The organism is Methylomonas sp. EFPC1 (genome assembly GCF_016925515.1).
Lineage (GTDB): Bacteria > Pseudomonadota > Gammaproteobacteria > Methylococcales > Methylomonadaceae > Methylomonas > Methylomonas defluvii.
Genome location: NZ_CP070494.1, coordinates 4,628,174 through 4,653,777, shown reverse-complemented (window position 1 = coordinate 4,653,777; position 25,604 = coordinate 4,628,174). Strand labels below are relative to the sequence as shown.

The 25,604-nt window shown below is 54.8% G+C and carries 17 protein-coding genes; 1 reads left to right on the top strand and 16 read right to left on the bottom strand.

Translation table 11 applies throughout. The annotated features are described in order from the left end of the window. Positions 1-25: 25 nt before the first annotated feature. The 3 genes from JWZ98_RS21345 to JWZ98_RS21335 form a co-directional block, all read right to left on the bottom strand. Positions 26-2,383 (bottom strand): TonB-dependent siderophore receptor, encoded by a 2,358-nt coding sequence (locus JWZ98_RS21345; RefSeq protein ID WP_205451770.1) that lies wholly within the window; start codon positions 2,381-2,383, stop codon positions 26-28. A 103-nt stretch (positions 2,384-2,486) separates the two neighbouring features. Further along, on the bottom strand, positions 2,487-3,443 hold the full coding sequence (locus JWZ98_RS21340; RefSeq protein ID WP_171696903.1) for a FecR family protein: 957 nt from the start codon (positions 3,441-3,443) through the stop codon (positions 2,487-2,489). A gap of 110 nt (positions 3,444-3,553) precedes the next feature. Beyond that, positions 3,554-4,078, bottom strand: coding sequence for a sigma-70 family RNA polymerase sigma factor (locus JWZ98_RS21335; RefSeq protein ID WP_240348127.1), 525 nt, complete (start codon positions 4,076-4,078; stop codon positions 3,554-3,556). 458 nt (positions 4,079-4,536) lie between these two features. On the opposite strand from JWZ98_RS21335, the gene JWZ98_RS21330 reads away from it, so the two are divergent. Further along, positions 4,537-5,124, top strand: a complete 588-nt coding sequence (locus JWZ98_RS21330) for a Uma2 family endonuclease (RefSeq protein WP_205451769.1) — start codon at positions 4,537-4,539, stop codon at positions 5,122-5,124. A gap of 71 nt (positions 5,125-5,195) precedes the next feature. Here JWZ98_RS21330 and JWZ98_RS21325 read toward each other — a convergent pair whose 3' ends face one another. The 13 genes from JWZ98_RS21325 to JWZ98_RS21265 form a co-directional block, all read right to left on the bottom strand. Then, positions 5,196-7,577 carry a TonB-dependent receptor gene (locus tag JWZ98_RS21325; RefSeq protein ID WP_205451768.1) on the bottom strand — a complete coding sequence of 794 codons (2,382 nt, stop codon included), beginning with the start codon at positions 7,575-7,577 and terminating at the stop codon, positions 5,196-5,198. A gap of 260 nt (positions 7,578-7,837) precedes the next feature. After that, positions 7,838-8,830 (bottom strand): FecR family protein, encoded by a 993-nt coding sequence (locus JWZ98_RS21320; RefSeq protein WP_240348126.1) that lies wholly within the window; start codon positions 8,828-8,830, stop codon positions 7,838-7,840. 69 nt (positions 8,831-8,899) lie between these two features. After that, positions 8,900-9,427: an RNA polymerase sigma factor gene (locus JWZ98_RS21315; RefSeq protein ID WP_101053880.1), complete on the bottom strand. Its 528-nt coding sequence runs from the start codon at positions 9,425-9,427 to the stop codon at positions 8,900-8,902. A gap of 180 nt (positions 9,428-9,607) precedes the next feature. Continuing rightward, on the bottom strand, positions 9,608-10,843 hold the full coding sequence (locus JWZ98_RS21310) for a PepSY-associated TM helix domain-containing protein (RefSeq protein ID WP_205451767.1): 1,236 nt from the start codon (positions 10,841-10,843) through the stop codon (positions 9,608-9,610). 230 nt (positions 10,844-11,073) lie between these two features. Next, entirely contained in the window at positions 11,074-13,440 is a 2,367-nt protein-coding gene (locus JWZ98_RS21305; protein ID WP_101053886.1) for a TonB-dependent receptor, read from the bottom strand. 129 nt (positions 13,441-13,569) lie between these two features. Beyond that, a complete protein-coding gene (locus tag JWZ98_RS21300) occupies positions 13,570-14,580 on the bottom strand; it encodes a FecR family protein (protein WP_205451765.1) in 1,011 nt (336 codons plus the stop codon). Positions 14,581-14,669: 89 nt separating this feature from the next. Next, positions 14,670-15,176 carry a sigma-70 family RNA polymerase sigma factor gene (locus JWZ98_RS21295; RefSeq protein WP_033158272.1) on the bottom strand — a complete coding sequence of 169 codons (507 nt, stop codon included), beginning with the start codon at positions 15,174-15,176 and terminating at the stop codon, positions 14,670-14,672. A 268-nt stretch (positions 15,177-15,444) separates the two neighbouring features. Further along, complete coding sequence (locus JWZ98_RS21290; protein WP_051670272.1) at positions 15,445-16,668, bottom strand: PepSY-associated TM helix domain-containing protein; 1,224 nt, start codon at positions 16,666-16,668, stop codon at positions 15,445-15,447. Between the two features lie 251 nt (positions 16,669-16,919). After that, positions 16,920-19,355, bottom strand: a complete 2,436-nt coding sequence (locus JWZ98_RS21285; protein WP_205451763.1) for a TonB-dependent receptor — start codon at positions 19,353-19,355, stop codon at positions 16,920-16,922. A gap of 366 nt (positions 19,356-19,721) precedes the next feature. After that, entirely contained in the window at positions 19,722-20,693 is a 972-nt protein-coding gene (locus tag JWZ98_RS21280) for a FecR family protein (RefSeq protein ID WP_205451761.1), read from the bottom strand. A gap of 182 nt (positions 20,694-20,875) precedes the next feature. Continuing rightward, a complete protein-coding gene (locus JWZ98_RS21275) occupies positions 20,876-21,397 on the bottom strand; it encodes a sigma-70 family RNA polymerase sigma factor (protein WP_171696894.1) in 522 nt (173 codons plus the stop codon). Positions 21,398-21,762: 365 nt separating this feature from the next. Next, positions 21,763-22,977, bottom strand: coding sequence for a sialidase family protein (locus tag JWZ98_RS21270; RefSeq protein WP_205451760.1), 1,215 nt, complete (start codon positions 22,975-22,977; stop codon positions 21,763-21,765). A gap of 39 nt (positions 22,978-23,016) precedes the next feature. Continuing rightward, a complete protein-coding gene (locus JWZ98_RS21265; RefSeq protein ID WP_205451758.1) occupies positions 23,017-25,548 on the bottom strand; it encodes a TonB-dependent receptor in 2,532 nt (843 codons plus the stop codon). Positions 25,549-25,604 lie beyond the last annotated feature (56 nt).

The window sequence follows — 25,604 nt, the reverse complement described above, 5'->3', positions numbered from 1 at the left end:
CGTCCATCCTTATCCTTAGCGGCTTTTAGAACTCATATTTCAACGAACCCAATACGCTGATGGGTGAGCCGGGAATACTGGTGTGGCGTCCGCCCGACGTATTTGCGTAGTAATCCTTATCCAAAACATTATTGATGTTCAGCTGCAAAGTAAGCTTGTGTTGACCAATGCGAGGGCTATACGCCGCCATCGCATCCACACGAGCATAGCCGGGCAACGAGCAGGTATTGGCGGTGTCGCATGGCCGGCTACCAACTGCAACAGCACCTAAGCCCGCTTTAAAAGTATCGGTAAACTGCCAGGTACCCCACAGGCTGCCCTGGTGCTCGGGTACATTCTCCAAGCGATTGCCTTTTAGTCCGCTGAAGCTTTGCACATAATTAACCTGGGTATAGGCATACGTCCCCAACAAATGCAGTTGCTCGGTAATTTGCCCAGCCAGATCCAACTCAATACCTTTACTGCGGATTTTGCCGGCCAGAATCTGGTAGTCGGGATTGGCTTCGTTAGGATCGTCGGTTAGCAGATTGCTCTTGGTTAAATGAAAAAACGCCAGGGTCGATGAAAAGCGCTTGTCCTGTGACTCCGTTTTAAGGCCGATTTCATATTGCTTACCAATCTGCGGTTCAAAACTGGTGCCGCCGACGCTCACGCCATTGTTGCCGCTGAAAGATTTAGTATAACTGCCGTAAATCGACAGCCAATCCTGGACTTGGTAAAGAATACCGGCTCTCGGGCTAAAAGCGTTGTCTTCCCGCTCTATCCGTCCGGCTTTGGCCGCATCCAGGGAGGCCGTCGAGGCGATAGCGCCGGTGGTGACGTTGTCGTAGCGACCGCCCAACAAAATGTGCAGCTTATCAAATAGCGTTATCTGGTCCTGGGCGTATGCGCCCACCCACGATTCCTCGCGATAAAAGAATCTGTTGTAGGTCGACAAGGCGGCAAAGTTTACTTGCCCATAAACCGGGTTATATATATCGATAGAAGCAGCTGAGCCATTTGCCGATGGCGCCTCGGTCGTGGCGTGAAAGCCGTCGACGCCAATCAACAGATTGTGCTTGCTGCCCAGGACTTCGAATTTACCGTTCAAATCGATGTTGCCGGAATGGGTCCTTACATCTTGTACACCCACGGAGGCGGAACGATTCAGAATGCGGTTGTTAGCCTGTAAGCCACCGTTGAAAATGGCCGGACCGCTTAGCGACCAATCCTTAAACAGATAACGCTGGGTGATTTTCCAATCGTCGTTAAAGTGGTAAGTCCAGTCGTAGCCCACCAGCGTACTTTCCACGGTTTGGCGCTGAAAGCCATCTTTTAGGCTGCGGTCGAAGGGAATGGCTGCCGGGCGGTTGCCAATCGCGGGAATGCCAAAATCGGCGTTAAAGTTGTCATGCTTGTATTCCAGCTCGAGATTGGTTTCGAACTTTTCATTCGGCCGCCAGGTGACGACCGGCGCCACAAACACTCGTTCGTTGCCGACAAAATCCCTGAACGACTGATTATCCGTGTAAGAGCCATTGAATCGATAGAGCAGCGTCTTGTCGTCATTAATTGGTCCGGTGGCATCGACCAGGGTGCGATATTGATCGTAAGAGCCGAACTGTTGTTGCAGAGAATAGTAAGCAGTATCCAGCGGTTTTTTGGTCACATAATTCACCAAGCCGCCGGGCTCGATCCGCCCGTAAAGCACTGCGGCCGGGCCTTTTAATATCTCCACCTGCTCGATATTGGCAATATCGTAAATGTCTTGGCGATTGAACAAGCCATTGCGGTAGGCATCGCCAAAACCGGAACCGGCAAGGCCGCGAATGATGAAGTTGTCGTACAAAAAGCCGCCGCCCGTGCGGCCCAATACGCCGCTGACATGGCCGTTGACCGCATCGGGCAAGGTCATGGACTGTTTGTCCGCCAGCACGGCTTTAGGCACTACCTGAATCGAAACCGGGGTTTCCATGATCGGGGTATCGGTCTTGGTGGCCGTCGTGGCATTGGGGCGGTTGTAATCGGTATTGTAGGGATCGGTGGCGTTGTAAACCGTCTGACCGATAACATTCACCGGTTGTAACATCGTCGCGTCCTTGCCCGCCGCCTTGATCGATACCGAACCGTCACCGGCAATCGCAAAACTCAGGCCGCTGGCCGACAGCAGTTTACTGAGTGCTTCGTTTAGCGTCATCGCGCCTCGTAACGCCGGTCCGTTGCGGCCTGCCACACTATCGTGAGCGTAAAAAATTTGTACGCCGGATTGCGCCGCCAGTTTCGGCAACGCCGCCGCCAGTTCCTGGGCCGGGATGTCAAAGCTGTAGGTAGTTTCGGTTGCCCGCACTTCGCAGGCAGTGGCCAATAAGGCGCCGAGCAACGCCGGTTGTATTAAAAACTTCATCCATCTTCTCCTTTTGCTTGGGTTTCCAGAATGAAACGCACCAAGCCGAAAAAGACGCCAAAAATTATTGGAGGGGAAGACGCGCTGTGCGGTCTTGGCGGCCTCAGCGTCCGGCCAATATTACCTGTCCCGGCGAAGGCCGCTGAATATTGACCGGCAGCGTCATCGCGATCACATTCAGCGCGCCGTCGAGATTACCGATATGGAAGGTGCCGCTGACCCTTAGCTTGGCCAGGCTCGGGTCGGCCAGGGTCAAGCGCGTGTCGTGAAAGCGTTCCAGTTCGCTTAATACCTCATCCAGCCGCCGGTTTTCGAACACCAGTTGGCCGCGTAGCCAGGCTGTGATAGTGGCCGGTTTGTCTTGGCTTTCCAGAAAGTCGCCGCGCTGATCGTAAGCGAGTACTTGATTGGCGCTGATTTCCCGGCTGCCGCTCGTCACAATCTTTACCGCGCCTTCCAGCACCGCGACAGCGACCTGCCGATTTTGCAAGCGCACGTCAAACTCGGTGCCAATATCAACGATACTGCCATGGCCGGCCTGCACCTCAAACGGCTGTTGCGGGTTGTGGGCCACACTAAAAAATGCCTCGCCCTTGATCAATTCAACCGAGCGCCGCCAACGGTTGACTCGCAGAGTCAGCTCGGTATCGCCGCTCAGTTCCAAACGCGAGCCGTCGGCCAGATGTACGGTTTGGCGGCTGCCGCGCTCGGCCGCATAGTGGCGAGGGTAGCCGTACCAGCCGTACTCCGAAAAAGTGGCGATGCCCAAGCCCAATAGCAGCGAAGCGGCTAACGCCAGCGTGCTAAGGCGGCGCGTTCGCTTGTGAGGTGCCCGGTAGCTCAGCACTTGCCGACGCACCGGAAAATCCCGGCCCTTATAGCGATCCAGTTTGTTCCAACGGCTGGCCAACTGCTGATAAATGCGTCGCCGGTCTTCGCCTAGCGCCAGCCACTCTGCGAAGGCCTGGCGATCTGCAGGCGTGCAGGTAGCCGAATCCAGCCGCAGAATCCACTCTATGGCTTGTTGCTGGATAACGGTTGAGGTCTGGATGTTGGGCATGTTAAACAGAGGACATTAGGTTGCGCTTGGCGAGCATTATCACGTAGCCGCCCAACATTTAAAATCCGGCAAATGAAGCGGTGAGAAAAGCCGTTGCGCCGCCCATGCGCTCAGTCATCCAACGAAGCAAAGCGCAGCAGAACGTGTTGCGCGGCGATCCCGAGCAAGCGTACGGAATTACGTTCGGAAACGCCCAGTCGCCGGCCAATTTCCTTGTGTGACAACCCTTCCAGCCGGTAAAGCACGAAGACGTTGCGGGTTGCCTCCGGCAATTCCTGCAAAATGCTGTTTAAGGCATGCAACTCCTGTTGCGAGGCTAATTTATCTTCCGGTAATGGCTCGGGAGTCGGTATGTCATGCAGTACCTGGTCGTCGTCGTTGATTTCGGCATGAAAACGGTCGCGGACGTTTTGCCGGCGATGTTGATCGACGCTGAGATTGGCGATCGTTCGATATAGAAAGGCCCTGGCATTATCGATTGATTCCGGTTCGGGATGCTGCATCAGCCGCAAATAAGCTTCCTGTACCAAATCCTCGGCAAACTCATTGCCGCTACGCAGGCCGGCAAACACCCGGAGTTCCTGGCTATGCCGCTGAAATAGCCGATCAAACAGCGATGGTTTGGATTTTGGCACTAACAAGACTCGGTGACGAAAAAGATAACGGTTAGGCAAACTACCAAGCTGGACTTAACGGCGTGGCAGCCGGACCAATTCCGGTTTGGTGGGGTTGATCGAACGGAATACCTCGCAAAAAACATTCCATCCGGCCGAATTCAAATCGATAGACAGGTTTTGGCTGCGATTAAACCGTTTGCAAACAGTTGCTTGAGTTACCCGTAACGGTGGTTGCTTGTGTTTGGGCGGCGGGAGTTTTTGTGGAACCGGGTGCGTTAGATCACGCAAAATGGCTTTTAGATACGCCAAATCACACAGGTTTTTTTCCGCATTATCAATTTCAGGGGCAATTGCCGAGCGCGGCATGCTCAAACCTGAGCAATCCTGCTGCCGTTAGTCGAGAATTCCCCCTTGTATTCCCAGGCCAGGTCCCTAACAATATCTTCAAGCAACGCAAGCATAGTTGGGAGCGAGTCATGGCGTTACAGCAAGAGCAAGACAGTTTTTATCTGAGCGAAGAGGAGTATCTGACAACGGAGATACATTCCGACGTTAAGCGCGAATATATCGACGGCCGGATTTATGCGATGGCCGGGGCCGGCTATAACCACAACTGTATCTCGGCCAATATTTTGGGCGAATTCCGAAACCACTTAAAAGGCACGCCCTTTGCAACGTTCATGGCCGACATCAAAGTGCGGATGGGTAAGGATTACGTGTATCCCGATGTACTGGTGGATTGCAGCAAAATGGCCGGCGACGATGTTTTCTCTACGTCTCCTGTGATCATCGTCGAAGTACTGTCGCGCTCGACCCGCAAAACCGACACCACCACCAAACTGCTGCGCTACATCAATTTGCCGTCCTTGCAGGAGTATGTGTTGATAGAACAGGACATCGTTTCGGTGCAGGTGTTGCGCCGGAACAAGCACTGGCTGTCGGAATATTATTTTTTGGGCGATGCGGTCACATTCGAATCCATAGGTTTGACCTTAAACGTGGAAGACATTTACGACCGGGTCGATAACCGCGATATGAATGAATTCAGGCAAGATAAGCGTTGATCCGTCGCCGGCGTCAAAACGATGAAACGTAGGCCGAGTTGCGCTTTATCGAGCTAACCCGGCCTATGTGACTAAAACTCCACCTTTACCGAGCCCAAGAAAGTCCGTGGGGCACTGGGCATGGTTTGGTAAATAAAATTACCGTAACCGTTGCTGGATGCGATGTATTCCTTATTCAAAAGATTTTCTATATTAAATTGCCAGGTAATACGGGAAGGTCCGGCTTTGTGCTGGTATTTCAACATCGTATCGACGCGGGTATAGCCGGGTATTTCGAAGCTGTTATCGACATCCCCGGAGCGCTTGTCAACCACGTAAACCCCGGCGCCGGCACTGAAGCCCTGTGCTCCCAGACCTGAAAAATCATAGGTGGACCATAAACTGGCGGTATTTCTGGGGATATTCTCCAGGCGATTGCCGGCTTTGCCCACGCCGCTGAACGGAGACTCGTTGCCGCTGGTGACAACTGCGCCGATGTAGGTATAAGTGCCAATGATGTTCCAGTAATCGGTCAACTGCCCTTGCAAGTCAAACTCGATGCCTCGACTGCGTGCCGCGCCGATTGTGGCGTAAAAGCTGTTGTTAGGGGCTGGCAGCTGCGATTTGATATTGTTTTTGGTCAATTCGAAGAACGCCAGATTGGCGCGCAATTGTCCATCCAACCATTCGCCTTTCAAGCCAAACTCCATTTCCTTGGATTTTTCCGGGGCGAAGGCGGAACCGTCAATAGGCCGTCCGGCATTAAAGGCGTTGAAGCCGTTGACGTAATTAACATAAGCACCTAGCCACGGCACGGGTTGGTACAACAAACCTATGCGCGGACTAAAGTTGTCGTCGTCGGTGTGATTGGTGGAAACGCCTTGCGCATCGTAATTGCTGTGCATGGCATTATCGAAGCGTCCGCCCAGCAATAAATGCCATTGATTCCACAACGAGATTTGGTCCTGAATGTAAATGCCATACCACTCATTGACGGTATCGTTCTGTCCTCCTAGCGGCAGGTCCAGCAACTCGGTAAATCCGTATTGTGGGTTGAAGACATTGATATTGGGAGCGGTCGTATAAGCGCTAAACAGATTTCTGTTCTTGGAATGGTAGTAATCCGCACCCAGCAAAACAGCATGTTTCAACGGTCCCGTCTCGACATGACCGGTTATGTCCACGGTGCCATATTGATTTTGAAAATCGTCGCTGGTCTTGATAAAACCTCTAGCCAAATTACCCAGAAGATCGACGTTTTCATTCGAAGAAGTCTGTGCGGTTAAAAATGTTTGGTTATGGGTTGAATATTTTGCCCGCACTTTCCAGTCTTGATTAAACTCGTGGGTCAGGGTTAAGCCGCCGGTATAAGCCTCTTTGTCGGCAAAGTCGGTCGGTTCGTTGCCGGAAAAGTGAAATGGAATTTTGCCTGGAATCGCTCCTGACTGCTGCAAGCTGTAAGGGATGCCGGAATCGGCGACGTCTTTGATGTTCTGATACATAAAATCCAGATCCAGTCGGGTTTTGTCGCTAATATTCCAAGTCAGGCTCGGCGCCACAAAGTCACGAGTGACCGGATGGTTATCCCTGAATGTCGCGCCGTCCAAATGTTCGTAATTCAGACGATAGGCCAATGCACCGTCTTCGGTGATTTTATTGGTGGCATCCAGCAAGGTGCGGTAAGTATCGAAGGAACCAAATTGCTGTTGTAGCGAATAATATGCATCTGTTCGCGGTCGTTTAGTCACGATATTGACTAGACCTCCGGGTTGGGCACGACCGTAGAGCATGGCCGAAGGCCCTTTCAACACCTCAATACGCTCGGCATTAGCCAGTGAAATGGGCGTATTGGGTGTTAATACACCGTCACGATAAATATTATTGGTATTGGTGAAGCCACGAATATAGAGATTCTCATCTTTATCGTTACCAAACCCCCAGCCCTTGGCAACGCCGCTGACGTTTTTCAGGGCATTTTCCAGCCCGATGGCTTGCTGGTCGTCGATGATGGCTTTGGGTAGCACTTGCACGGAAATGGGGGTGTCGAACAAAGGCGTATCGGTTTTGGTGCCGGTCACAGCGTTGGAGACTGCGTAATCTTTATTGTAAGGATCGCTCGGGTCACTCGTGCCTTTGACTAACACCGCGCCTAAAGTTGTCGCATCGCTGCCGGAGAATGCTGGTTTCAAAGTCACAGTACCATCCGCGCCAATACTATAAGTCAAGCCGCTGCCGTTTATTAACTGACGGACGGCTTCCTCGACGCTAAATTCGCCTTGCAGCGCCGGGCTGGTCTTGCCGGCGGCGGATTGTTCGGCATACAGCATCGCTCTGCCGGATTGATTTGCCAGTTGTTGAAGCGCGGAGGCCAAGCTTTGGGCGGGAATATCGAAATGGCGTTTGTCGTCCTCGGCGTAGGCTTGCGCCGAGATCAGCGCGATTGCGGTCGCCAGGCGTTTTATCGTCAATGTCATGCCCCATGTCTCCATTGGTTAAGGGGTCATGGGCATAGACGCAGTCGATCAAAAAAGCCGCCAGCAAAACGATAGTTTATTTTGCGACGACCCGGCGTTAGGGGCGAATGATTGAGTCGGCCTTAGGTATGGCCGCTATTCTCGTTTGGGCTGGGCGCTTTGGTTGCGCTCGGGGCTGGTGTTGTCAACGCCCGTTGGGTCACGTCTTAAACGGGTATGTAGCCAAGCTGCATAAAGGCGAACAGTTTTCAAACCCCGAGTTAATCATTCGCGCTGCGCGATGATGCTGCTTCCAGCACGATTTCGCGCTCGCCGACATGTTTAACTTTGACCGGCAACAACATGGCAACCGCGTTCAGCATATTGTCCAGTTGCTCGGTGCGGAAGCTGCCGTTGACGCGCAGTTCGGCCAGTTTAGGATCGGGCAGGCGGATTTGTACGTCGTGATAACGGCCGATTTCCGCCAGCGCTTCGCCAAGAGGCCGGCCGCGAAAAATCAGCTGGCCCTGCCGCCAGGCAGTGACGGTGGCGATGTCGGATTGCAATGCTTCGACGAAGCGCTGGTCATGGCTATAAGCCAACTGATGACCGGCGTGCAATTCGCGGCTGCTGCCTTGGCCGGTCATTTCTACCAAACCGTCCTGCACAGCGACGCTGACCCGGTCGGATTGTTTGTAGACATCGAATGCCGTACCGATGTCGCGCACGCTGACATTGCCAACATGCACGGTGAATGGCCTTTCGGCATCGTGAGTCACGTTAAAAAAAGCCTCGCCGCGCACCAGATCGACATGGCGCTGACGACGGTTGAAATGCACTCGCACCTCGGTGTCGGTGTTGAGTTCCAGGCTGGAGCCGTCTGCTAGCGTCAAGGTCTGTCTTTGGCCCTTGCCGGTGCCATAGCTATGGGGGAATCCGTACCAACCTTGCGGCGAGAATAACGCCAGGCCGACGCCCAGCAAGACAATCGCGGCAGCGCTATAGCTTGCCCAGCGCAGCCAAACCGGCCTGCGAGTAGGCGGCCGGTAACGTAAGGCCTCGTTGCGCGCCAGGAAGGCTTGTTGTTTGAACGGTTCCATCCAGGCCCATTGCGCTTCAACCTGTTGGTAAGCCTGCCCATGCAGTGGATCGGCTGCCAGCCAATCAGCAAATTCCTGGCGGATTTGCGGGTTGCCGGGCGCATCGCGCAGACGCAGCAACCAGCTTATCGCCTGCTCGCGGGTCGCTTGACTGCAAGATTGAATGCTGGTCACGCTGGTCTTCTGTTCAATTGAGTGGGGCAGCAGTTTACCGGACATAGGCATAGACGGGCTAGACGGCAATTACCGCCAAGCGTGCTCCGGTTCAGCGCTGAGTTTGGCGCTGATATGTTGCATTGCCAGCATCACGTAACGCTCGGAGCAACGTACCGAAATGCCCAGGCGCCGGGCAATTTCGGCATGGGAACAGCCTTCGATCCGGTATAAAACAAAGGCATGACGGCGCAATTCCGGCAATTCGTCCAACCAGCTGGAGAATTTCTCCAATTGCTGATGAGTTTGCCAATAATGCTCGGGCGAAAGGCTTTGGTCGGCAACATGCTCGATGTCTGCGTCGGCGTCATCGAAGCGTGCGCGCGTTTCGCGGCGGCGATGCCGGTCAACCGTTAGATTGGCGGCGGTCTGAAATAAAAATGCCCGGGGGTTATGAATGGTTTGCGGATCGGGATATTGCGATAAGCGCAGAAAAGTCTCCTGCACAATGTCGCTTACATCGGGCTCTCTCGGCCAACGGCCGCGTAAAAAGCTGCCGATTTCGTGCGCGTGTTGCAGAAACAGCGTGTGCAGAAATCCGGAAAGGTCTTTGGGCATTGGTGATTGTTTGCGGAGGGACGGCTGGCGCGAAACCAGCAATGTTCAGGCCATGACGCTGAAAACGACCTGAGGTAGCGGTTTGCGCCGACCGCTACGCTAGCTTGCGTCGGTGCTTGGCTATACCCACTGATTGAGCGCTGTGTGATATGCCGCGGTTTTTGAAAAAGTCGCGGCATATCACACGGCAAAATCTTTGCGGCTATTTTGGCCGGCTCTGCGCTTTTGCCGCCAGCGGATCACCCCGGTGACAAACAGCACCGGGCAAGCTAATCCAGTGATAAACACCAAAATTCTTCCCGGCATGCCGAAAGCTTGGCCGGAATGCAGCGGCCATTGCCAGTGGGTGAAGATTTCACCGGCCGTAGCGGTCGGCAAGCTAGGGTCGTCCAGATCCAGAATCTTGCCGCTGTAACGGTCTATCACCGTGCAGCGGCGCTGCAAAATGCTGCCTGGCGCATCGACGCCGTCCTGACAAACCGTATAGGTCTTAGTAGGCTCGGTGGCACCGTATATCCAGTGCGGCCGGCCCGTCGGATATTGTTTCAAGGCAATCTCCACGGCTTGATCCATGCCGATGGCCGGGGCGTTTGGATAAGGCGGTTGGGATTGAAACCAGTAACGGTAGGTGACCGGCGAGAACAGTTCCAGTACCGGCACCACGTTATGCGGCAGCACCATGTAAATCCCTGAGAACAGCACCGGCACCATCACCAAGGCGGTGTAAAATCCGCTGGTTTTATGCAGATCGTAATTGAAGCGCACCTTGCCGGCCTTGGCTTTAAAGGTCAAGGCGTTGCGCCAATGTCCGGTCAACGGCCACCAGACGACCAGGCCGGTCAAGGTCGAAATAATTAATAACGCGGCGGACATACCGACTATCGGCTCGCTGAGTTCTCCCGGAATCAACAAGGCGAAATGCAATTCAAACATCAAGCCGATAAAAGTGCTGGGCAGCCAGTTGCTGGAGCTCCTCTTGAGTTGCTTACCCGTGATATTAGTCGTATACGGGTCAACGGCAACTTCCCAGTTTTCCAGCGAGCCGTCAGCACCAGCAACCGCGTACCGCAGTTTGAAGGCCGCGAATTCGTTGCGCGGATAAGTGGCGAAGGTATGCTTCGCGGCTGGCGGCATCGCCTGCTTGCCGGCTGCGAAAATTTCCGCCAAGGGTCGATATTCGGCATGCGCCAGTGGCTGCACCGTCAACATCTCGGGATGCAACCATTCGTCGATTTCGGCATGAAACACCAGGATGCTGCCGGTGATGCCGTAAATCGACAGGAGCAAACCCAGCGTCAGACCCAACCATAAATGAACGGTCAGCCAGCGTTGGCGGCGGGCTTTCAGGCGAGACAACTCTCGGTTTTGCGGCTTGGATTGGATAAGCGTGTCAGGTTGATAGAGATTACTGTTCATGATGGGAGTACGGTTATCGTCAATATTCGAAAAAGAAGCCAGGGAACCAGATACTGCTCTTGTCCGGATCAAGCGCTGGCTGCCTTTCTTGCATAAGACGTTTAGGCGTAGGAAATCCGCATCGTATCGACCGGGTTTGGCGGGAACTAAGTGCCATTCCCACCGTCATTTCGGGCCGGAGCGGTATGCCCCGGCACGTTTAGGCCTACTAATTGACAACCCGCCAGTGCTTAAAACCGGTATTCCACGCCACCGAATACCGAGCGGGTCGCGCCGGGATTGAACTGGTCCAAATCGGCACCATTCGCATTGCCTAGAACCCACACCGACGACGCATAATGCTCGTCGGTCAAATTTCGGCCATCGACGAACAACTTCCAATGTTTGCCGTCATCCCAACCCATGCGTGCGCCCAACAGCGCATAAGGTTTGGCGGCCAGGGTGTTGGCGAAGTCCGCATAATTGGAACTGACGATGCGGGCATTGGGGCCGATGTAAAAGCCGCTGGGATGCTGGTACAGCGCTTCGACGAAAGCATTGTGTTCGGGAATGCCGGGCAAGCGGTTATTGCGAAGCGCGGGGTCGCTGTCAAACGTAAAGTCATTCCAGGTGTAGTTGCCGCTGAGCCGTAAGTTATCGCCCGACGCCGCCAGATTTAGCGGTAAAGTGGTTTCCAAGCCGAGTTCGACACCACGATGCAAGGTCGTGCTATCGGCGTTGGTGGAGGAAAAGGCCGTTGGATTTCTGGGATTGGAAACAATCAAGTACTCGTTGTTAACCCAGGACTGATAAAAAGCCAAGTCCCATTTCAAGCGCTGGGCTTGCCCGCGCGTGCCAATTTCCACGGTGCTGGCAGTTTGCAGATTTCGTTTGGGTTGGAGATAAATGTTGGCAAGATCGGCCATTTTTGGCGGTTCAGCGCTACGGCTGACATTGCCGTAAATCTGTGCTTCGTCGGTGGCTTGCCAAGTAAAGCCCAGCTTGGGGTTAGCCGTGAAGAAATCTTGATTGGCTTGGTTGCTGGGTCTGGCGGCACTAGCCACATAACCTTCGTACCGTTCGTAATTCACATCGCGATAATTCAATTGAATGCCGGCAATCAAGGTAAACCTGTCGGTCAAACTCAATTGATCTTCCATAAACGCTTCGACATTCAGCCAGCGGTCACGCTCCGCCGTCAACAACGGCCCAAGCTGTCTGCCGACGATGCCGTAGTTTTTATCGTTGATAAATTGCCATTGGGTCAGACCGCCCCAAACTACCCGGTTATTTAAACCCAATAACTGGCCGTTGATCTCATGCCGCCAGTTAAAGCCGACATCCTGCCACTGGTCGTGATTGCCGCTATCGGTATAGTCGTAACGATAGTTATTGATCGAGTAATAAGTGCCGACATCGAGTCGATCGCCGCCATGCAATTTTACCGAATGCTTTAGATCGAAGCGGTAAGATGAAAAGCCGTTAGGTAAGGACCAATCGTTGGGGTTTTGCTGGGGATTTTGGTCGATTTGTCGCTTGCTCAGCGTTGCCGGCCACAAGAAATTATGGTTTTGCGCATCGAAATACAAACGGGTTTCGTGATTTTCGTTCCAGCGGTAGCCGACATTGCCATGGCCTAAAAACTGCTCTTGATGATTGTTTTCCCGGGTCGTATCGGTATTGACGTAGGAAAACGTGCCGAAAACATCCAATCCGTTTTCAAACGCTTTACCGCCGCTGAAATAAGGTCGGTAATAATCGTTGGTGCCGCCGACGATGCCGATTTTCAACCCATTGGCGGTATACCCGGTCGGCGTGATGTAGTTGATGGCGCCGCCCAAATTGCTGCCGCCGTATTCCAAGGCATTGGCACCGCGATAGACTTCGATATGCTCGATAGCATAAAGATTGAGCGCCTCGACATCGAACGTCCCGTTGGCGTGAGTAAACGGCATGCCGTTGCGCAGAAATTTTATTCCGCGAATCGGCGAAATATCGGAATTGCCGTCCGAACCGCGGATGGAGATGCGCGATCCACCGGTCGCGCCGGCACTAATGTCGCCCACATAAACGCCCGGCGCCGTCGCCAAGGCATCGCTGACCGACAAGGGCGCGCCTTCTTCGATCCGCTTGCCGTCGATCACCGACGTACCGCCCGCCACGCGATTCAGTTTGATTTGCGATTCTTGGAGCGATGGCGTAGTCAGGCTTGGGCTTTCGCTTGCTAAGGCTTTACCCGTCACCGTCATCGTCGGCAAGGTTGTCGTACCGGCGGCGGACTGCGGTTCCACCGCCGCCGCCTTTTCCAAGGTGACGGTATTGCCGTTGCTGAACCGGTACTGCAGCCCGGAGCCGCGCAGCAAGTTCCGCAGAGCCTGTTCCGGCGTATAACGGCCGATTAATTCCGGCGCGGTGATGCGCTCGGCAATGTCGCCTTCATACAGCACTTGCAAGCCGGTGAGTGCGGAAAACCGGATCAGCGCGGAGGACAGCGCTTGGGAGCGAATATCAAAGGTTTGCGCGGTTTGCTCGGCAGACAGGATAACAGTAGGCGTCAATAGGCCGGCAGCAAGTGCTACGTAGAGTGGGGCACGGCAAGTGTGTGCGGGGTATTTCATGCGTCTATCTCCTTTGTCGATGGCAGGTGTTACCGACAAAGACGACGCGGGTTCGGGCTTACCCTTAGTGCCGAGAAAAATATTTTTATATTCGTTGGCTAACGGCGCAAGGCGCGCCCATCTATTACGTCAATACAACAACACCCAATCGCCCGGCATCCGCAAGGCCTTGGCTTGCAGCGTGGTGGTCAGCGCGGCCAGCACAGCATCGGGGTCGGCGTTGTTGAAGACACCGTTGACCACCCGCTCGGCCAACCGCGGATTGACCGCGACAATCCGGCCGCTGCGATAGCAGTTAATTTCTTCCAATACTTGCGTCAAAGGTTGGCGGTGAAACACAGTTTGGCGTCGTCGCCAGGCCAATGCATCGTCGTTGTCGAGCCGAGCAACGGCTTGCAGCCGGCCTTGCCGGTATTCGGCTTGCTCGGCGGCGTGCACCAACGCCTTAGCACTATCGGCGTCAACTTCTACGGTGCCTTCGCTAACAACGACGCGCAACTCGTCGGCTTGTTTACGAACGCTGTAGGCGGTACCGACGGCGCGCGCGGTCGCCTGACCGCCGTCGACGACGAACGGCCGTTGCTTATTAGGCGCGACTTCGAAATAGGCTTCGCCGCGCAACAATTCGATCTCCCGCAAGTTGTCGCTGTAACGGACCGCCAGTGCCGTATCGGTGTTCAAAGTCAGCCGAGAGCCGTCTTCCAATTCGATACTGAGTTGCTGACCGGCTGCGGTATGGTAATCGCTGCGCCAGTTTTGCCAGTGCTCCGGTAAGCGCCAGCCGGCCACCAGCAACAACAGCCCCAGGCAGGCTGAAGCAAAACGCAGCAGGTTTCGGCCGCTCGCCGACGATTGTAAGCGCCCCACACCCAGCGCCCTTCCGGTGGAAAAAGTCTCGGTTTTAAATTGGGCGGCATCCGCTTGCAGGCGTTGTTGAACCCGCTCCGCCGGCTGTTGCAGCAGGCTCCATAGCTTGCGGGATTTATCGTAGGCTTCGGCGTGCCGAGGATCGGCGTGGTACCAAATTTCAAATTGGCGGCGCACATCGTCGCTGACGTCATCCGCTTGCAAGCGGGCAAACCAGGCGAGTGCCTGGTCCGAGAGCAAATCGGAAGACGCGGATTGGAGCTTATCGGACATGGTTGGGAGCGCGAAGCGTTGAGCCGAGGCAGGCATGATGCCACGATTTTAGAACGGGGTTAAGTTGCATGATACGAACGCACGGCGCATCAAAGGAAATCGATGCGGTCTTTCAAATGCTTCAAGGCCTTGTACATATGGGCCTCCACGGTACGTATCGATATGCCCAGCTCGGCGGCGATTTCGGAATAACGCTTGCCTTCCACTCGGCACGACAAGAACACCTTGCGGCATTGCGGCGGCAGTTCGTAGATGAGTTTTTCGAACAATTCCATTTGTTGCTGCCCCTCCAGCATGCTGTCCGGTTGCGGTTGTCTGCAAACGAGGTCTTCCTCGACCAAGCCGCCGTCGCGTTGCTCGTGTCTGGCCCGGCTGCGCAAATGGTCCAGGGCCAGATTGTCGGCGATGCGGAACACAAACGCCCGCTGGTTGACGATCTCGCCGTCGGCGGAATAGCGGGCGATGCGCAGATAGGTTTCCTGAATCAAATCGGCCGCGGTTTCCGCGCAATTGACCTTATGCGTCAAAAATTGCTGGAGCTCCTTCTGATAGAGCAGAAAGCTGGCCAGTAAATCGGAATCGGTAATTGCATCCATGAACACATAGTCGGCAATGAAACGTCTTCCGCTGCAGCAACTTTTAAGCCACTAACCTGGGAAGTCAGTGTTGTACGGCGCTTGATCCGTCAGTCGGCGGGATTGATGCCAAAACCCTCGAAAGCGCGACGAGCAAAGTGCGGCATATCACGCACTTTTAAATTGCGCATCCTGCTTCTAAGCACGCCTTGCGGAGCGGCAAATTCAGGCACCTCGTGTCGGTCGAAAATATTGACCACTCGTTTCGGCACCTGATAACGGATCGGAATCAGCCCTTCCGTACTTGCTTGGTCCTGGATTTTTGCCGCCAGCGAATCACCCCGGTGACGAATAGCACCGGGCAGGCCAGTCCGGTGATAAACACCAAAATCCGCCCGGTCATGCCGAAGGCCTGGCCGGAATGCAGCGGCCATTGCCAATGGGTGAAGATTTCGCCGGCCGTGGCGGTCGGCAGGCTGGGATCGTCCAAGTCCAGAATCTTGCCGCTGTAACGGTCGATTACCGTGCAGCGGCGTTGCAAGATACTGTCGGGTGCATCGACGCCGTCCTGGCATACAGTGTAAGTCTGGCTGGGATTCGGCGCGCCGTAAATCCAGTGTGGCCGGCCTGTTGGGTATTGTTTCAATGCAATAGCCACGGCTTGATCCATGCCGATGGTCGGCGCATCCGGCGTAGATGGCGTGGAATGAAACCAGTAGCGGTAAGTCACCGGCGAAAACAATTCCAGCACCGGCACCACGTTATGCGGCAGCACCATGTAAACCCCGGAAAAAAGCACCGGAATCATCACCAACGCGGTGTAAAAGCCGCTGGTTTTATGCAGGTCGTAATTGAAGCGCACCTTGCCGGCACCGGCTTTAAATACCAGTGCTTGCCGCCATTTGCTGGTCAGCGGCCACCAGACGATTAGGCCGGTCAGCGTGGAGATGATCAATAATATGCCGGACAGGCCGACCACTACTGTGCTGATGTCTTTGGGCAACAATAAGGCATAGTGCAACTTGAACATTAGGCCGATGAAGGTGTTGGGCAACCAATCGCCGGATCGTTCCTGGAGCTGTTTACCGGTGACTTTCGCGGTGTAAGGATCAACGCCTACTTCCCAGCGTTCCACCGCACCGTTGGCATCCGCCACCGCGAAGCGCAGCTTGAAGCTCGCAAACTCGTTACGCGGATACGTGGCGAAGTTGTGTTTGGCTTGTGGTGGCATGGCAGCTTTGCCGGCCGCGAAAATTTCAGCCAGGGGCCGATACTCGGCATGTTCCGGCGGTTGTACCGTCAACATCTCGGGATGCAACGATTCGTCGATCTCGGGATAAAACACCAAGACGCTGCCGGTGATGCCGTAAATAGACAGTAACAAGCCAAGCGTCAGCCCCAACCAAAGATGCACGGTTAGCCAACGTTGGCGGCGGGCTTTGAGGCGGGCAAGCGAATGGTGCTCTGGTTCGCTGCGAACGATAAGGCCGGATTGAGGATTGGTTACATTCATCGCAGTAACAGATTTGAGTTGAGAATTTGAAGAGTCAGGGCTTTGTATCCAAATTCGCTAACCCTTGTTTTTATGTGTTTCATTTGGATAAGACGTTTCCGGGCCAAAATTCCTCACGCGCTACGAGTTAGACCGGCAAGGCGTTAATCGGAATTTCTCCAAGCCAAATACCTTTACCTTGAAACCAAGCCGATCATGGTTTGAACTGGCTCACCATGATCGGCTTGATAGCATGACCGAGCCATCCGGCGTCAGAATTCCACGCGGATCGAGCCCATGAAATTGCGCGGCGCGCCCGGCTGAGTTAAATAGCCGTTGAATGCCGATGTTTCATAAATGGTCTTATCCAACAGATTATTGACGTTCAACTGCGCGGTCACTTTGGACTTGCCTATCTCCCAGGAATAGCCGAGCAAAGCATCGACTCTGACGTAGCCCGGCATTTGCCAATTATTCAAATTATTACCTTGGCGCTCGCCAACCAGATAGGCGCCGGCGCCAACATTTAGGCCACGCAAAGCGGGATCTTGAAATGCGTATTTGGCCCAGAAGCTGCCCGAATTAGCCGGCACGTTCCATAGCTTGCGGCCTTGATTACCGCTGTTATCTTGTGTGATGACTGCATCGGTATAGGCGTAAGTCGCGATCAAGTTCAGGCCATCGGTAATCTGGCCCGATATGTCTACTTCGATACCACGGCTGCGGGCCTCGCCGGTTTGCACGGAAAACCGGGTATTTACCGGGTCCGGCGTCGCGATGTTTTGTTTGGTCAATTCGTAAAAGGCAACCGTGGTCATCAGCCGCTTATCGAACCATTCGGTTTTGAATCCAACCTCGTGCTGCTGCGCGGTTTCGGCATCCAGCGGTTTGCCGGTTGATGCCAACGCGCTGTTCGCCCCGCCCAGCGATTCCGTGTAATTTCCGTACAGTGACAGCCAGGGCCAGGGTTGATAGACCACACCCACGCGCGGACTGAAAGCCTCGTTTTTAACTTCAGTCTCACTGTTTCTGGCGGCCGCGATGGAAGTCGAGGCTGCGCCGCTGCTGCGCGTTGCCCAATCGTAGCGCCCGCCACCCATGATATGCAGCTTATCGAACAGGGTGATTTGATCCTGAAAGTAAGCGCCGTACCAATATTGTTCTAAGGTGCTGAAATTATTGAAACCCCGGCTGGCAGCGGATGGAACTTGTCCGTAGACCGGATTGAAAATATCGACCACCGGCCTAAGGCTGGCCGGCGCGGGGGCACCGAAGAAACCCTGGCCTTCGAAGTCTTCCCAAAAATAATCGAATCCCGCCAATACCCGATGCTCGGTTCCAAATAGTTTGAATTTGCCGGTGAGATCGATACTGGTCGCGACGGTATCGGTAATGTCGATCGGCCTATCGGTCACATTTCTAACCGAGGTGCGATTATTAGCGGGATTGACCGGTCCTGGGAAAAATGAAGAATTGTTGATTTGGTAATCCAGCTTGTAGTAGTGAAAGCGATGCTGGATTTTCCAATCGTCGTTGAATTGGTGCGACCAATCAAACCCGATCAAAAACTTGTCGAATACCGATTTTTCATTATCCGAGCCAAAACCGTAGTAACGGCTGATCGGTACATTGGCCGGACGATTGCCTTGTACGGGTAAGCCGGTATAACTGGTGCGGGTATCGTAGAGATACTCCAAATTCAAATTGATTTCGGTGCGGTCGCTGGGCTTCCATGTGAGGGACGGCGCGAAAAACACCCGTTCCTGATCCATTTTATCGATGAAAAATTCATTGTTCTGATAGGCCAAATTGACTCTGTATAACAATGAGCGGTCCTGATTGATTGGCCCGGTCGCGTCCGCCGTGGTACGGAACATATCGTAGGAACCAAACTGCTGTTCCAATGCGTAATACGGGGTATCCAGCGGTTTTTTGGTGACAATGTTGATCAAGCCGCCGGGTTCGATCCGACCATACGCAGCCGCGGCCGGACCTTTCAGGACTTCCAAGCGTTCCAGATCGGCCACCTCTTGCACGGCACGCCGGATGCGCAGTCCGTTCCGATAAACCGTGGTGGTGCCATCGCTCTGAAAACCGCGTAACTGAAAGCCTTCGTACATCGGGTCGGTCGCCCAGTTTATGCCGCTGACATTTTTCAGCGCATCCTTGATTCGAATTGCCTGTTGGTCTTTCAATATTTGTTTGGGAATAACTTGTACCGACATCGGTAACTCCATGATCGGCGTATCGGTTTTCGTGGCGGCACTGGCGTTGGGTAGGTGATAGTCCGAGTTATAGGGATCGTTAGGGTCCGACAGGGTTTTGCCGAGCACCGTCACGCTCGGCAAAGTTGTCGTACCGGCCGCCGATTGCGGTTCGATTGGCTTTGCCGACTTTTCCAGCGTCACGGTGCCATCGGTCGCGGTTTGTGGTGTCAGACCGGTTCCGCTCAACAGTTTGTCCAGCGCCTGTTGCGCTGTAAAGCGGCCTTGTACGGCGTTGCCGCGCAGGTTGCCGGCCAATTGAGAGCTGAAGAACACCTTGATGCCGCTGGTTTCGGAAAATTGCAGCAAGGCATCCGCCAACGGTGCGGCCGGGATGGCAAACTCGATGGCAGTTTCCGCCGCACACCAGGGGCTGGCGCTCATCGCGACGGCAAAAACGGTTAAACAGAACGGGTTAAAGGGCGGTATTGTGCGCTGACTCATTGGGCATCCTGGCTTGTGATTGTGATGACGGCGGTTGGCGAGGGAAGGTGTTCCGTCGGCGTATCCGCAGGGGTTCCAAAGCAAAGACGAAGGGAGGGATGGGTTTTATAACCTGGCTGAGAAAATATTTTTGGCCGAGGGCGCAGCGCAATGCCCTCAGCGACCGGATGGGGCCTAGGCTCGGCGCCACGCCGCTCCGTAAAAGCTATGAAATTCACCCGGTCAATAATCCCGTGTAGGCAGTACTGGCGAATTTATCCAGGGCTTATTGGCAGGGGCTAAAAATTATTAATCCGGCCCAAAAATGCCGTTCACCTTTATGCCCCTGAGGGTGCGAACGGCATTTCACCGATAAATAGGGCCGGGTCAATAATGGCGGTGCAGAACGATTAATGCGTCGGTCAGACGGGTTTCGCTAACCGCCAAGGTGGTCTCGATAACCGTCAACGCCGCTTCCGGGTCGTTGGCATCGAATACGCCGGTCACCAAATGCGCGGCCAAGTCGGGATCGGCGATGACGATTTTTCCCGGACGGTAGCGGTTCAAGTCGTCGATGACTTGTTGCAGCGGCTTTTCCTTAAACACCAGGCGCCGCTCCTGCCAAGCGGCGGCTTGCCTGAGATTGGCCTGTTCCGGCGCGCTGCTTTTACCGTTGAGCGACGCGACGCGCTGGCCCTCCGGCAGGCGCTCGATGGTCGCGCCGTCGGCGAACGCAACGCGCACACTGTGCTCGTAAACGGTGACTGCCAGATCGCCTCGCCACTGTTTAACGTCAAATGCCGTGCCCAAAGCGCGAACCCTACCGCCGCCGGCAACGACCTCAAACGGTCTTGCGGCATCGGCGGCCACTTTGAAATAGGCTTCGCCGCCGTGCAATCGAATCACCCGCTGTTGTTCGGAAAAATCCACCGACAACGACGAAGCGGTATTCAAAATCACCGTCGAGCCGTCGCTGAGCTGAATTCGGCGCTGCTCGCCGGTGCCGGTGCGGAAGTCGGCAAAATAGCCGGCACTAAACGCCCAGCCCAAACATACTGCCAGCATCAGGCAGGCGGCAATGGGCCAGCGCCATAGACCCGGCCCGGCCGCAACTGCTCTGCCGGCTTTTTGTACTGATCGTTCGATTCGGCGAACTTGGGCCGGATGCAAGGTCTCCACGCGCCGAAAAAAAAGCTGTGTTTGTTGCCAGGCTTCCCGATTCTCTCGGCTGGCCGCCAGCCAGGCCAGCCACAATTTTTCCTGTTCACTGTCGTAGAACGGCGATTCGCGCAGGGCCAGCCAGTATTCGGCTTGCTCTTCGGCGCTGGCGTCGGGAAAAGGCGGGAAGGAAGGGTTCATATCGAAAGAGGCTGTGCTGTCAACTCGGTGTCCTGATTATAAAACGCTTGTTGTTAAACTCAGGCCCGATGGGCAAAAACTATTCACCCGACCTGAAATGCCGCTGGCCCGGCGTGTGTTGAAGGACACAGGGTCAGCCGAGTGTCGGGAATGGTCATGGATGGCTTAATAAACAAACCCGGTCAATCCAGATCGCCAACCTTCGCTCGGCAATGGCGCATGGCCTGGGTCAAATATTTAAAGATCATGGTTTGTGATATGCCCAGCCTTTGTTCCACCTCTGCGTAACTGCAATGCTTGAGTTTGAGCAAGATAAACACTTCTCGGCATTTGGGCGATAAATCATCCAACGCAGTGACCAGTTGCTCTAGTTGTTGTTGCGACATGACAGTCCGTTCGGCGGATAGCGCAGATTGTACGCCTACTTCAGCCTCTTCATTTTCGGCGGCTTCCAGGTCTGGGCCGGCATGGCGGCTGTGGCTGCGCAGATAATCGGTAGCCAGATTGGCGGCGATGCGGAAAATGAAGGCGCGGGGATTTTCCACGCTATCTTTGCCGCCGTAACCAGCATAGCGAATGAAGGTTTCTTGAAAAATATCCTGCGCCGTATCCGTACAGCTGATGCGTTGCGATAAAAACCGCAATAACTCGTGGCGATGCTTGTGCATCAGATCGGCAATGTCGGCGGCAGTCAATTCAAGCATCGGATAGTTTAGGTAGGCGGCCAAATAGGGTGTTGATTAAACCGGCCCTATTTGTCGCGGGTATGCCGTTCGGGCTGGCTCAGTACCTTAAGAGCGCTAAGGCGAGCGACATTAAGGGCTGGGTTAATAAGCAAGCAATATTTGCACCCAAACTTAGAAAAGAGAGGTTTTTTAGCGTGAGATTGTCCGGAAAGCCCGCCGGGCTTGAGGGATGGCGCAAACCGCTAAAGGCAATTGGGAGAAGTCGGCGGGCAATACGCGGCGAAACAACTGGATAAACTGTGTCATATCCCGCGTTTGGGAATGCTGGCGAAGGGCTCGGGACGAGAATATCTCAAGACCAATCTGCTCTTTTAGGGGCTTGTTTAGTCGAGGGATAAACTGACCAGGCGTACTTTCTTCTGAAGCGGATCGGTCCAGGCGACAAAAGCATGCTTGCCGACGCGGGCCAGCGCCAGGTATTTGCTGGGCCATTTCGGGAAGCTGCCGCGATACACCGTGGTTTGCCGGCTGACTTTGCCCTTGCTGGTCACTTTCGCAACCCTTAGCTCATCGTCGGGACCATTGCGGCCGCGCCAGCTGACCAAGGCCGAGCCGTCGTCCAGCAGCAAGGCGTTGGTATAGCCGCTGGCGTCGGCATCCAGCTCGATAGGCGAATTAAAATGCGCGCCTTGGTCAGTGGAGAAAGCCAATTTCACCCGGCCTTTGCCGTCGGCGGCAGTGAACCAAGCCGCCACACCGGCGGTGGGCGTCAGATCAATGGATGGCCCATTACTGGGGCAACCGCCGATCACCCAGCCGTCCGCATGCACGTTAGCGATTTGCGGATTGCCGCCAGCCTGCCAGCGCACTGCGCTGATGTCGCGAATTTCCCCGGTGGCATGATCGCGGTAGACCGTGACCAATTGCTCGCCTTGTGCGTCGGTATAGCTGCGGCAGCAGGAGCAGACATCGTCATCCAGCACGATCTCCGGGCTGGCTTGCCAGTTTTTGTCGATGACGCTTGCCATCAGTTGATAGCGGTTGGTTTTCTTATCCGCCGCCGGGTCGTGGCTGGCGTGGCGCATGTCGGTCCAGACCAGCGCCAGCCGTGCATCGGGAAGCGCGGCCAAAGACATTTGTGCGTCATAAATTCGCGCCGCGTCGCCGTATGGTTTTAACGCCGGACTCCAGCTTAAACCACCGTCGATAGAACGTGCCAGTAAGATGTCCGCCGCATAGCGATCAGTAGCACCTTGCCGATAAGGCATCCAGGCCGCCGCCAGGCTACCGTCGCTCAAGCCGATCACCACCGGCGGATCGGCCAGCTTGCCTTTCACTTGGACGACGGCGAGCGGGATGCTCCAGCCCCCGTCTTCCAGGACCGCGAACTTGGCGGTACTGGTTTCGGCGTCGGTTTCCACCCAGCTGACAATCAAATGCTCATCGGCGGTCTTGGCCAAATGGTGCTGCTGGCTGAAACCGGCCACCGGCAGGTCCAACTCGCGGAACGGCAGCGGTTTGGCCAAAAGCGATTGGCTGATGCCGGCAAACAGCAACAGGCCGGCAAGGGTGTTTGTAATCAATTTGGCGTGGCGCATGATGGTTCTCGACGGTGGCGGACAGGTGGGCAATTTACCTCAATATTCCACCCGAATCGAGCCGATAGCCGTCAGCGGCGCACCGGGATACACGCCGAGGGCCGGCGCGACGTTGGAATCGGGGTCGGTGGACTCGTAATATTCCTTGTCCAGCAAATTGCGGATGTTGAACTGGGCGGTGATGCGGGAACCGCCGACTTTTTGCTTATACGCCAAAAAAGCGTCCAGCCGCACATAGCCCGGCATTTGGAAAGTGTTGGTATTGTCTCCCTCGCGTTGGCCGGCAGCAACACCGCCAAAACCCGCGCTCAAACCGTCCTTGGCGGCGTAGCCGTTCATATCGTAACGCAGCCACAGGCTACCGGAATGCTCCGGCACGTTGCTCATTCGATTGCCCTGAGTGCCGCCGCTGTAGTCCTTGATGATCCTCGCATCAGTAAACGCATAGCTGCCGATCAAACTGAATTTGTCGGTCAAATACCCGGTGGCGTCCAACTCAATGCCTTGGCTGCGTTGCAGGTTGGCGATACGGTCGAAAGGATCGGGGGTTGCATTATTGGCAACCAGAATATTGTCTTTTTCCAGATGGAAATACGCCAAGGTTGCCAATAGCCGTTGGTCAAACAATTGAGTTTTCAAACCCACTTCGAATTGCTCGCCGATCTGCGGATCAAAACTGCGGCCATCAGCGGCTGGCGCGTTGTTAGCGCCGAACGAAGTGGTCCAGTTGCCGTAAAGACTGAGTTCGTCCATGGCCTCATAAAGGATGCCGACTTTAGGGCTGAAACCTTGGTCCTCGCGTTTGAACTGGTTGATACGACTCTCGGCGGTAGCAAAATCAAAGCCGTTGCCGCGGCCGGTTTCGGTCCAGTCGTAACGGCCGCCGCCCATGATATGCAGCTTATCCCAAAAGGTGATTTGATCTTGGAAATACACCCCGTACCAGCTGTTGTAGATTGAAGCGCGATTACCGATGCCGCCATTCGCTGCGGTGCCGAATGTGTCGCCGGTAGTCGCAAATGCGCTATTGAATGTCGACTGGGAAATGCCGTAGCTGGGATAGGGGTTGTAGATGTTGATCGCCAATGCCGGATCGGCGCTCTTCCAACGGCCGTCGCCGCCATACTTGTTGAATGTGCGGTAAAAGTCGAATCCGACCAACATGTCATGTTTTAGATCGCCGGTTTGAAATTTGCCGGTGAGATCCAGGTTGGTAGCGTAATGTTCTTGATCGGTGATTTGCCGGAAGATATTGCGTTGCATCAAGCCGGTAGTCTGGTTCAACGCTGCTGCGGCGTCAAATGCGGGCCCCGGATTGACAAACGTAGTACCTCCTTCCGCGAGACTGGCCAGAAAGCGGTTGTGTATCGCCCAGTCGTCGTTAAAGCGATGGTTGATTTCGCTGCCGATTTTGACGCCGGATTGCTCGCCGTTCGGCGTATTCGGATCGCCCAGGTTACGACTGATCGGAATTGAGGCCGGGCGATTGCCGATAAATGGAATGCCGAAATCGGCCGGTGCGGTCTTTTCGGTGCCCTCGATATCCAGCGTCACGTCGGTGTAATCGCTGGGCCGCCAGGTAATGCTGGGATTGAACACCATCCGGTCCACCGACACGAAATCCCGGAACGAACCGTTACTTTGGTAGGCGCCGGAAAAGCGATACACCAAAGACTTGTCGCTGGTCAGCGGCCCGCCGGCATCCCATTGGGTCCGGTAGTGGTCGTAGTTGCCGAACTGCTGTTCCAGCGAGTAGTACGCCGTATCCAGGCCGCGTTTGGTGGTGAGATTGATCATGCCGCCGGGTTCGGTGCGGCCGTAAAGTTGTGCCGGACCTTTGATCACTTCGATATTTTCAAGGTTGGCGGCGTCGAAGTCGCCAAAGAAGGCCTCGCTGGCCATTAAGCCGTTACGGTAAATGTTGTTGTTGCGAAAGCCGCGCACGATGAAGCCCACGCCACCACCCAGCGAGGGATTAGCGCGCACGCCGCTGACGTTTTCCAGCGCATCCTTGACCTTGGTGGTTTTCTGGTCGTCCATCACTGCACGTGACACCACTTGCACGGACGTGGGATTCTCCATCAATGGCGTGTCCGTTTTAGTGGACGCAAAGGATTTTGTCACCGCATAGTCCTTGCTGTAAGGATCGGCGGCGGTGTTGCGAGTGCGATTGCCGGACACCGTGACCGCCGACAAGGTTGAAACATCGTTGTGCGAGTCCGGCGCTTTTTGCAGGGTAATGGTGCCGTTACTGGTGGCACCGGCTACTACGCCGGTGCCGGCCAGCAGTTTTTGTAAGGCTTGCCGGGCCGTCAATTGGCCGCTGACACCGGGCGATTTCAAGCCTGACGTCATTTCCGCCGGATAACTAAGCTGTACGTTGGCGGCGTCGGCAAAGGCATTTAATGCGCCGCTTAAGCTTTGTGCGGGGATGTCGAAAGCGATGTTTTGTTCGGCGGCAATGACGGCAGGTGTGCTGAGCACAGCGGCGATTGTCAGCGACAAAGGCCAACGATTATATTGGGTCGGCTTGCTTTTGCGGTGGGCTTTGCGGAACGGATAAGATGCCATTAGATTCTCCCTTAGCGAATGAATTGATCCCCCGAAAGATTGGGGTTGCAATGGAG

What these genes read in the sequence shown, in the direction of transcription:
- JWZ98_RS21345 (WP_205451770.1), bottom strand. Translation starts at nt 2,383, where the DNA reads ATGAAGTTTTTAATACAACCGGCGTTGCTCGGCGCCTTATTGGCCACT.
- JWZ98_RS21340 (WP_171696903.1), bottom strand. Translation starts at nt 3,443, where the DNA reads ATGCCCAACATCCAGACCTCAACCGTTATCCAGCAACAAGCCATAGAG.
- JWZ98_RS21330 (WP_205451769.1), top strand. Translation starts at nt 4,537, where the DNA reads ATGGCGTTACAGCAAGAGCAAGACAGTTTTTATCTGAGCGAAGAGGAG.
- JWZ98_RS21325 (WP_205451768.1), bottom strand. Translation starts at nt 7,577, where the DNA reads ATGACATTGACGATAAAACGCCTGGCGACCGCAATCGCGCTGATCTCG.
- JWZ98_RS21315 (WP_101053880.1), bottom strand. Translation starts at nt 9,427, where the DNA reads ATGCCCAAAGACCTTTCCGGATTTCTGCACACGCTGTTTCTGCAACAC.
- JWZ98_RS21310 (WP_205451767.1), bottom strand. Translation starts at nt 10,843, where the DNA reads ATGAACAGTAATCTCTATCAACCTGACACGCTTATCCAATCCAAGCCG.
- JWZ98_RS21305 (WP_101053886.1), bottom strand. Translation starts at nt 13,440, where the DNA reads ATGAAATACCCCGCACACACTTGCCGTGCCCCACTCTACGTAGCACTT.
- JWZ98_RS21300 (WP_205451765.1), bottom strand. Translation starts at nt 14,580, where the DNA reads ATGTCCGATAAGCTCCAATCCGCGTCTTCCGATTTGCTCTCGGACCAG.
- JWZ98_RS21295 (WP_033158272.1), bottom strand. Translation starts at nt 15,176, where the DNA reads ATGGATGCAATTACCGATTCCGATTTACTGGCCAGCTTTCTGCTCTAT.
- JWZ98_RS21290 (WP_051670272.1), bottom strand. Translation starts at nt 16,668, where the DNA reads ATGAATGTAACCAATCCTCAATCCGGCCTTATCGTTCGCAGCGAACCA.
- JWZ98_RS21285 (WP_205451763.1), bottom strand. Translation starts at nt 19,355, where the DNA reads ATGAGTCAGCGCACAATACCGCCCTTTAACCCGTTCTGTTTAACCGTT.
- JWZ98_RS21280 (WP_205451761.1), bottom strand. Translation starts at nt 20,693, where the DNA reads ATGAACCCTTCCTTCCCGCCTTTTCCCGACGCCAGCGCCGAAGAGCAA.
- JWZ98_RS21275 (WP_171696894.1), bottom strand. Translation starts at nt 21,397, where the DNA reads ATGCTTGAATTGACTGCCGCCGACATTGCCGATCTGATGCACAAGCAT.
- JWZ98_RS21270 (WP_205451760.1), bottom strand. Translation starts at nt 22,977, where the DNA reads ATGCGCCACGCCAAATTGATTACAAACACCCTTGCCGGCCTGTTGCTG.
- JWZ98_RS21265 (WP_205451758.1), bottom strand. Translation starts at nt 25,548, where the DNA reads ATGGCATCTTATCCGTTCCGCAAAGCCCACCGCAAAAGCAAGCCGACC.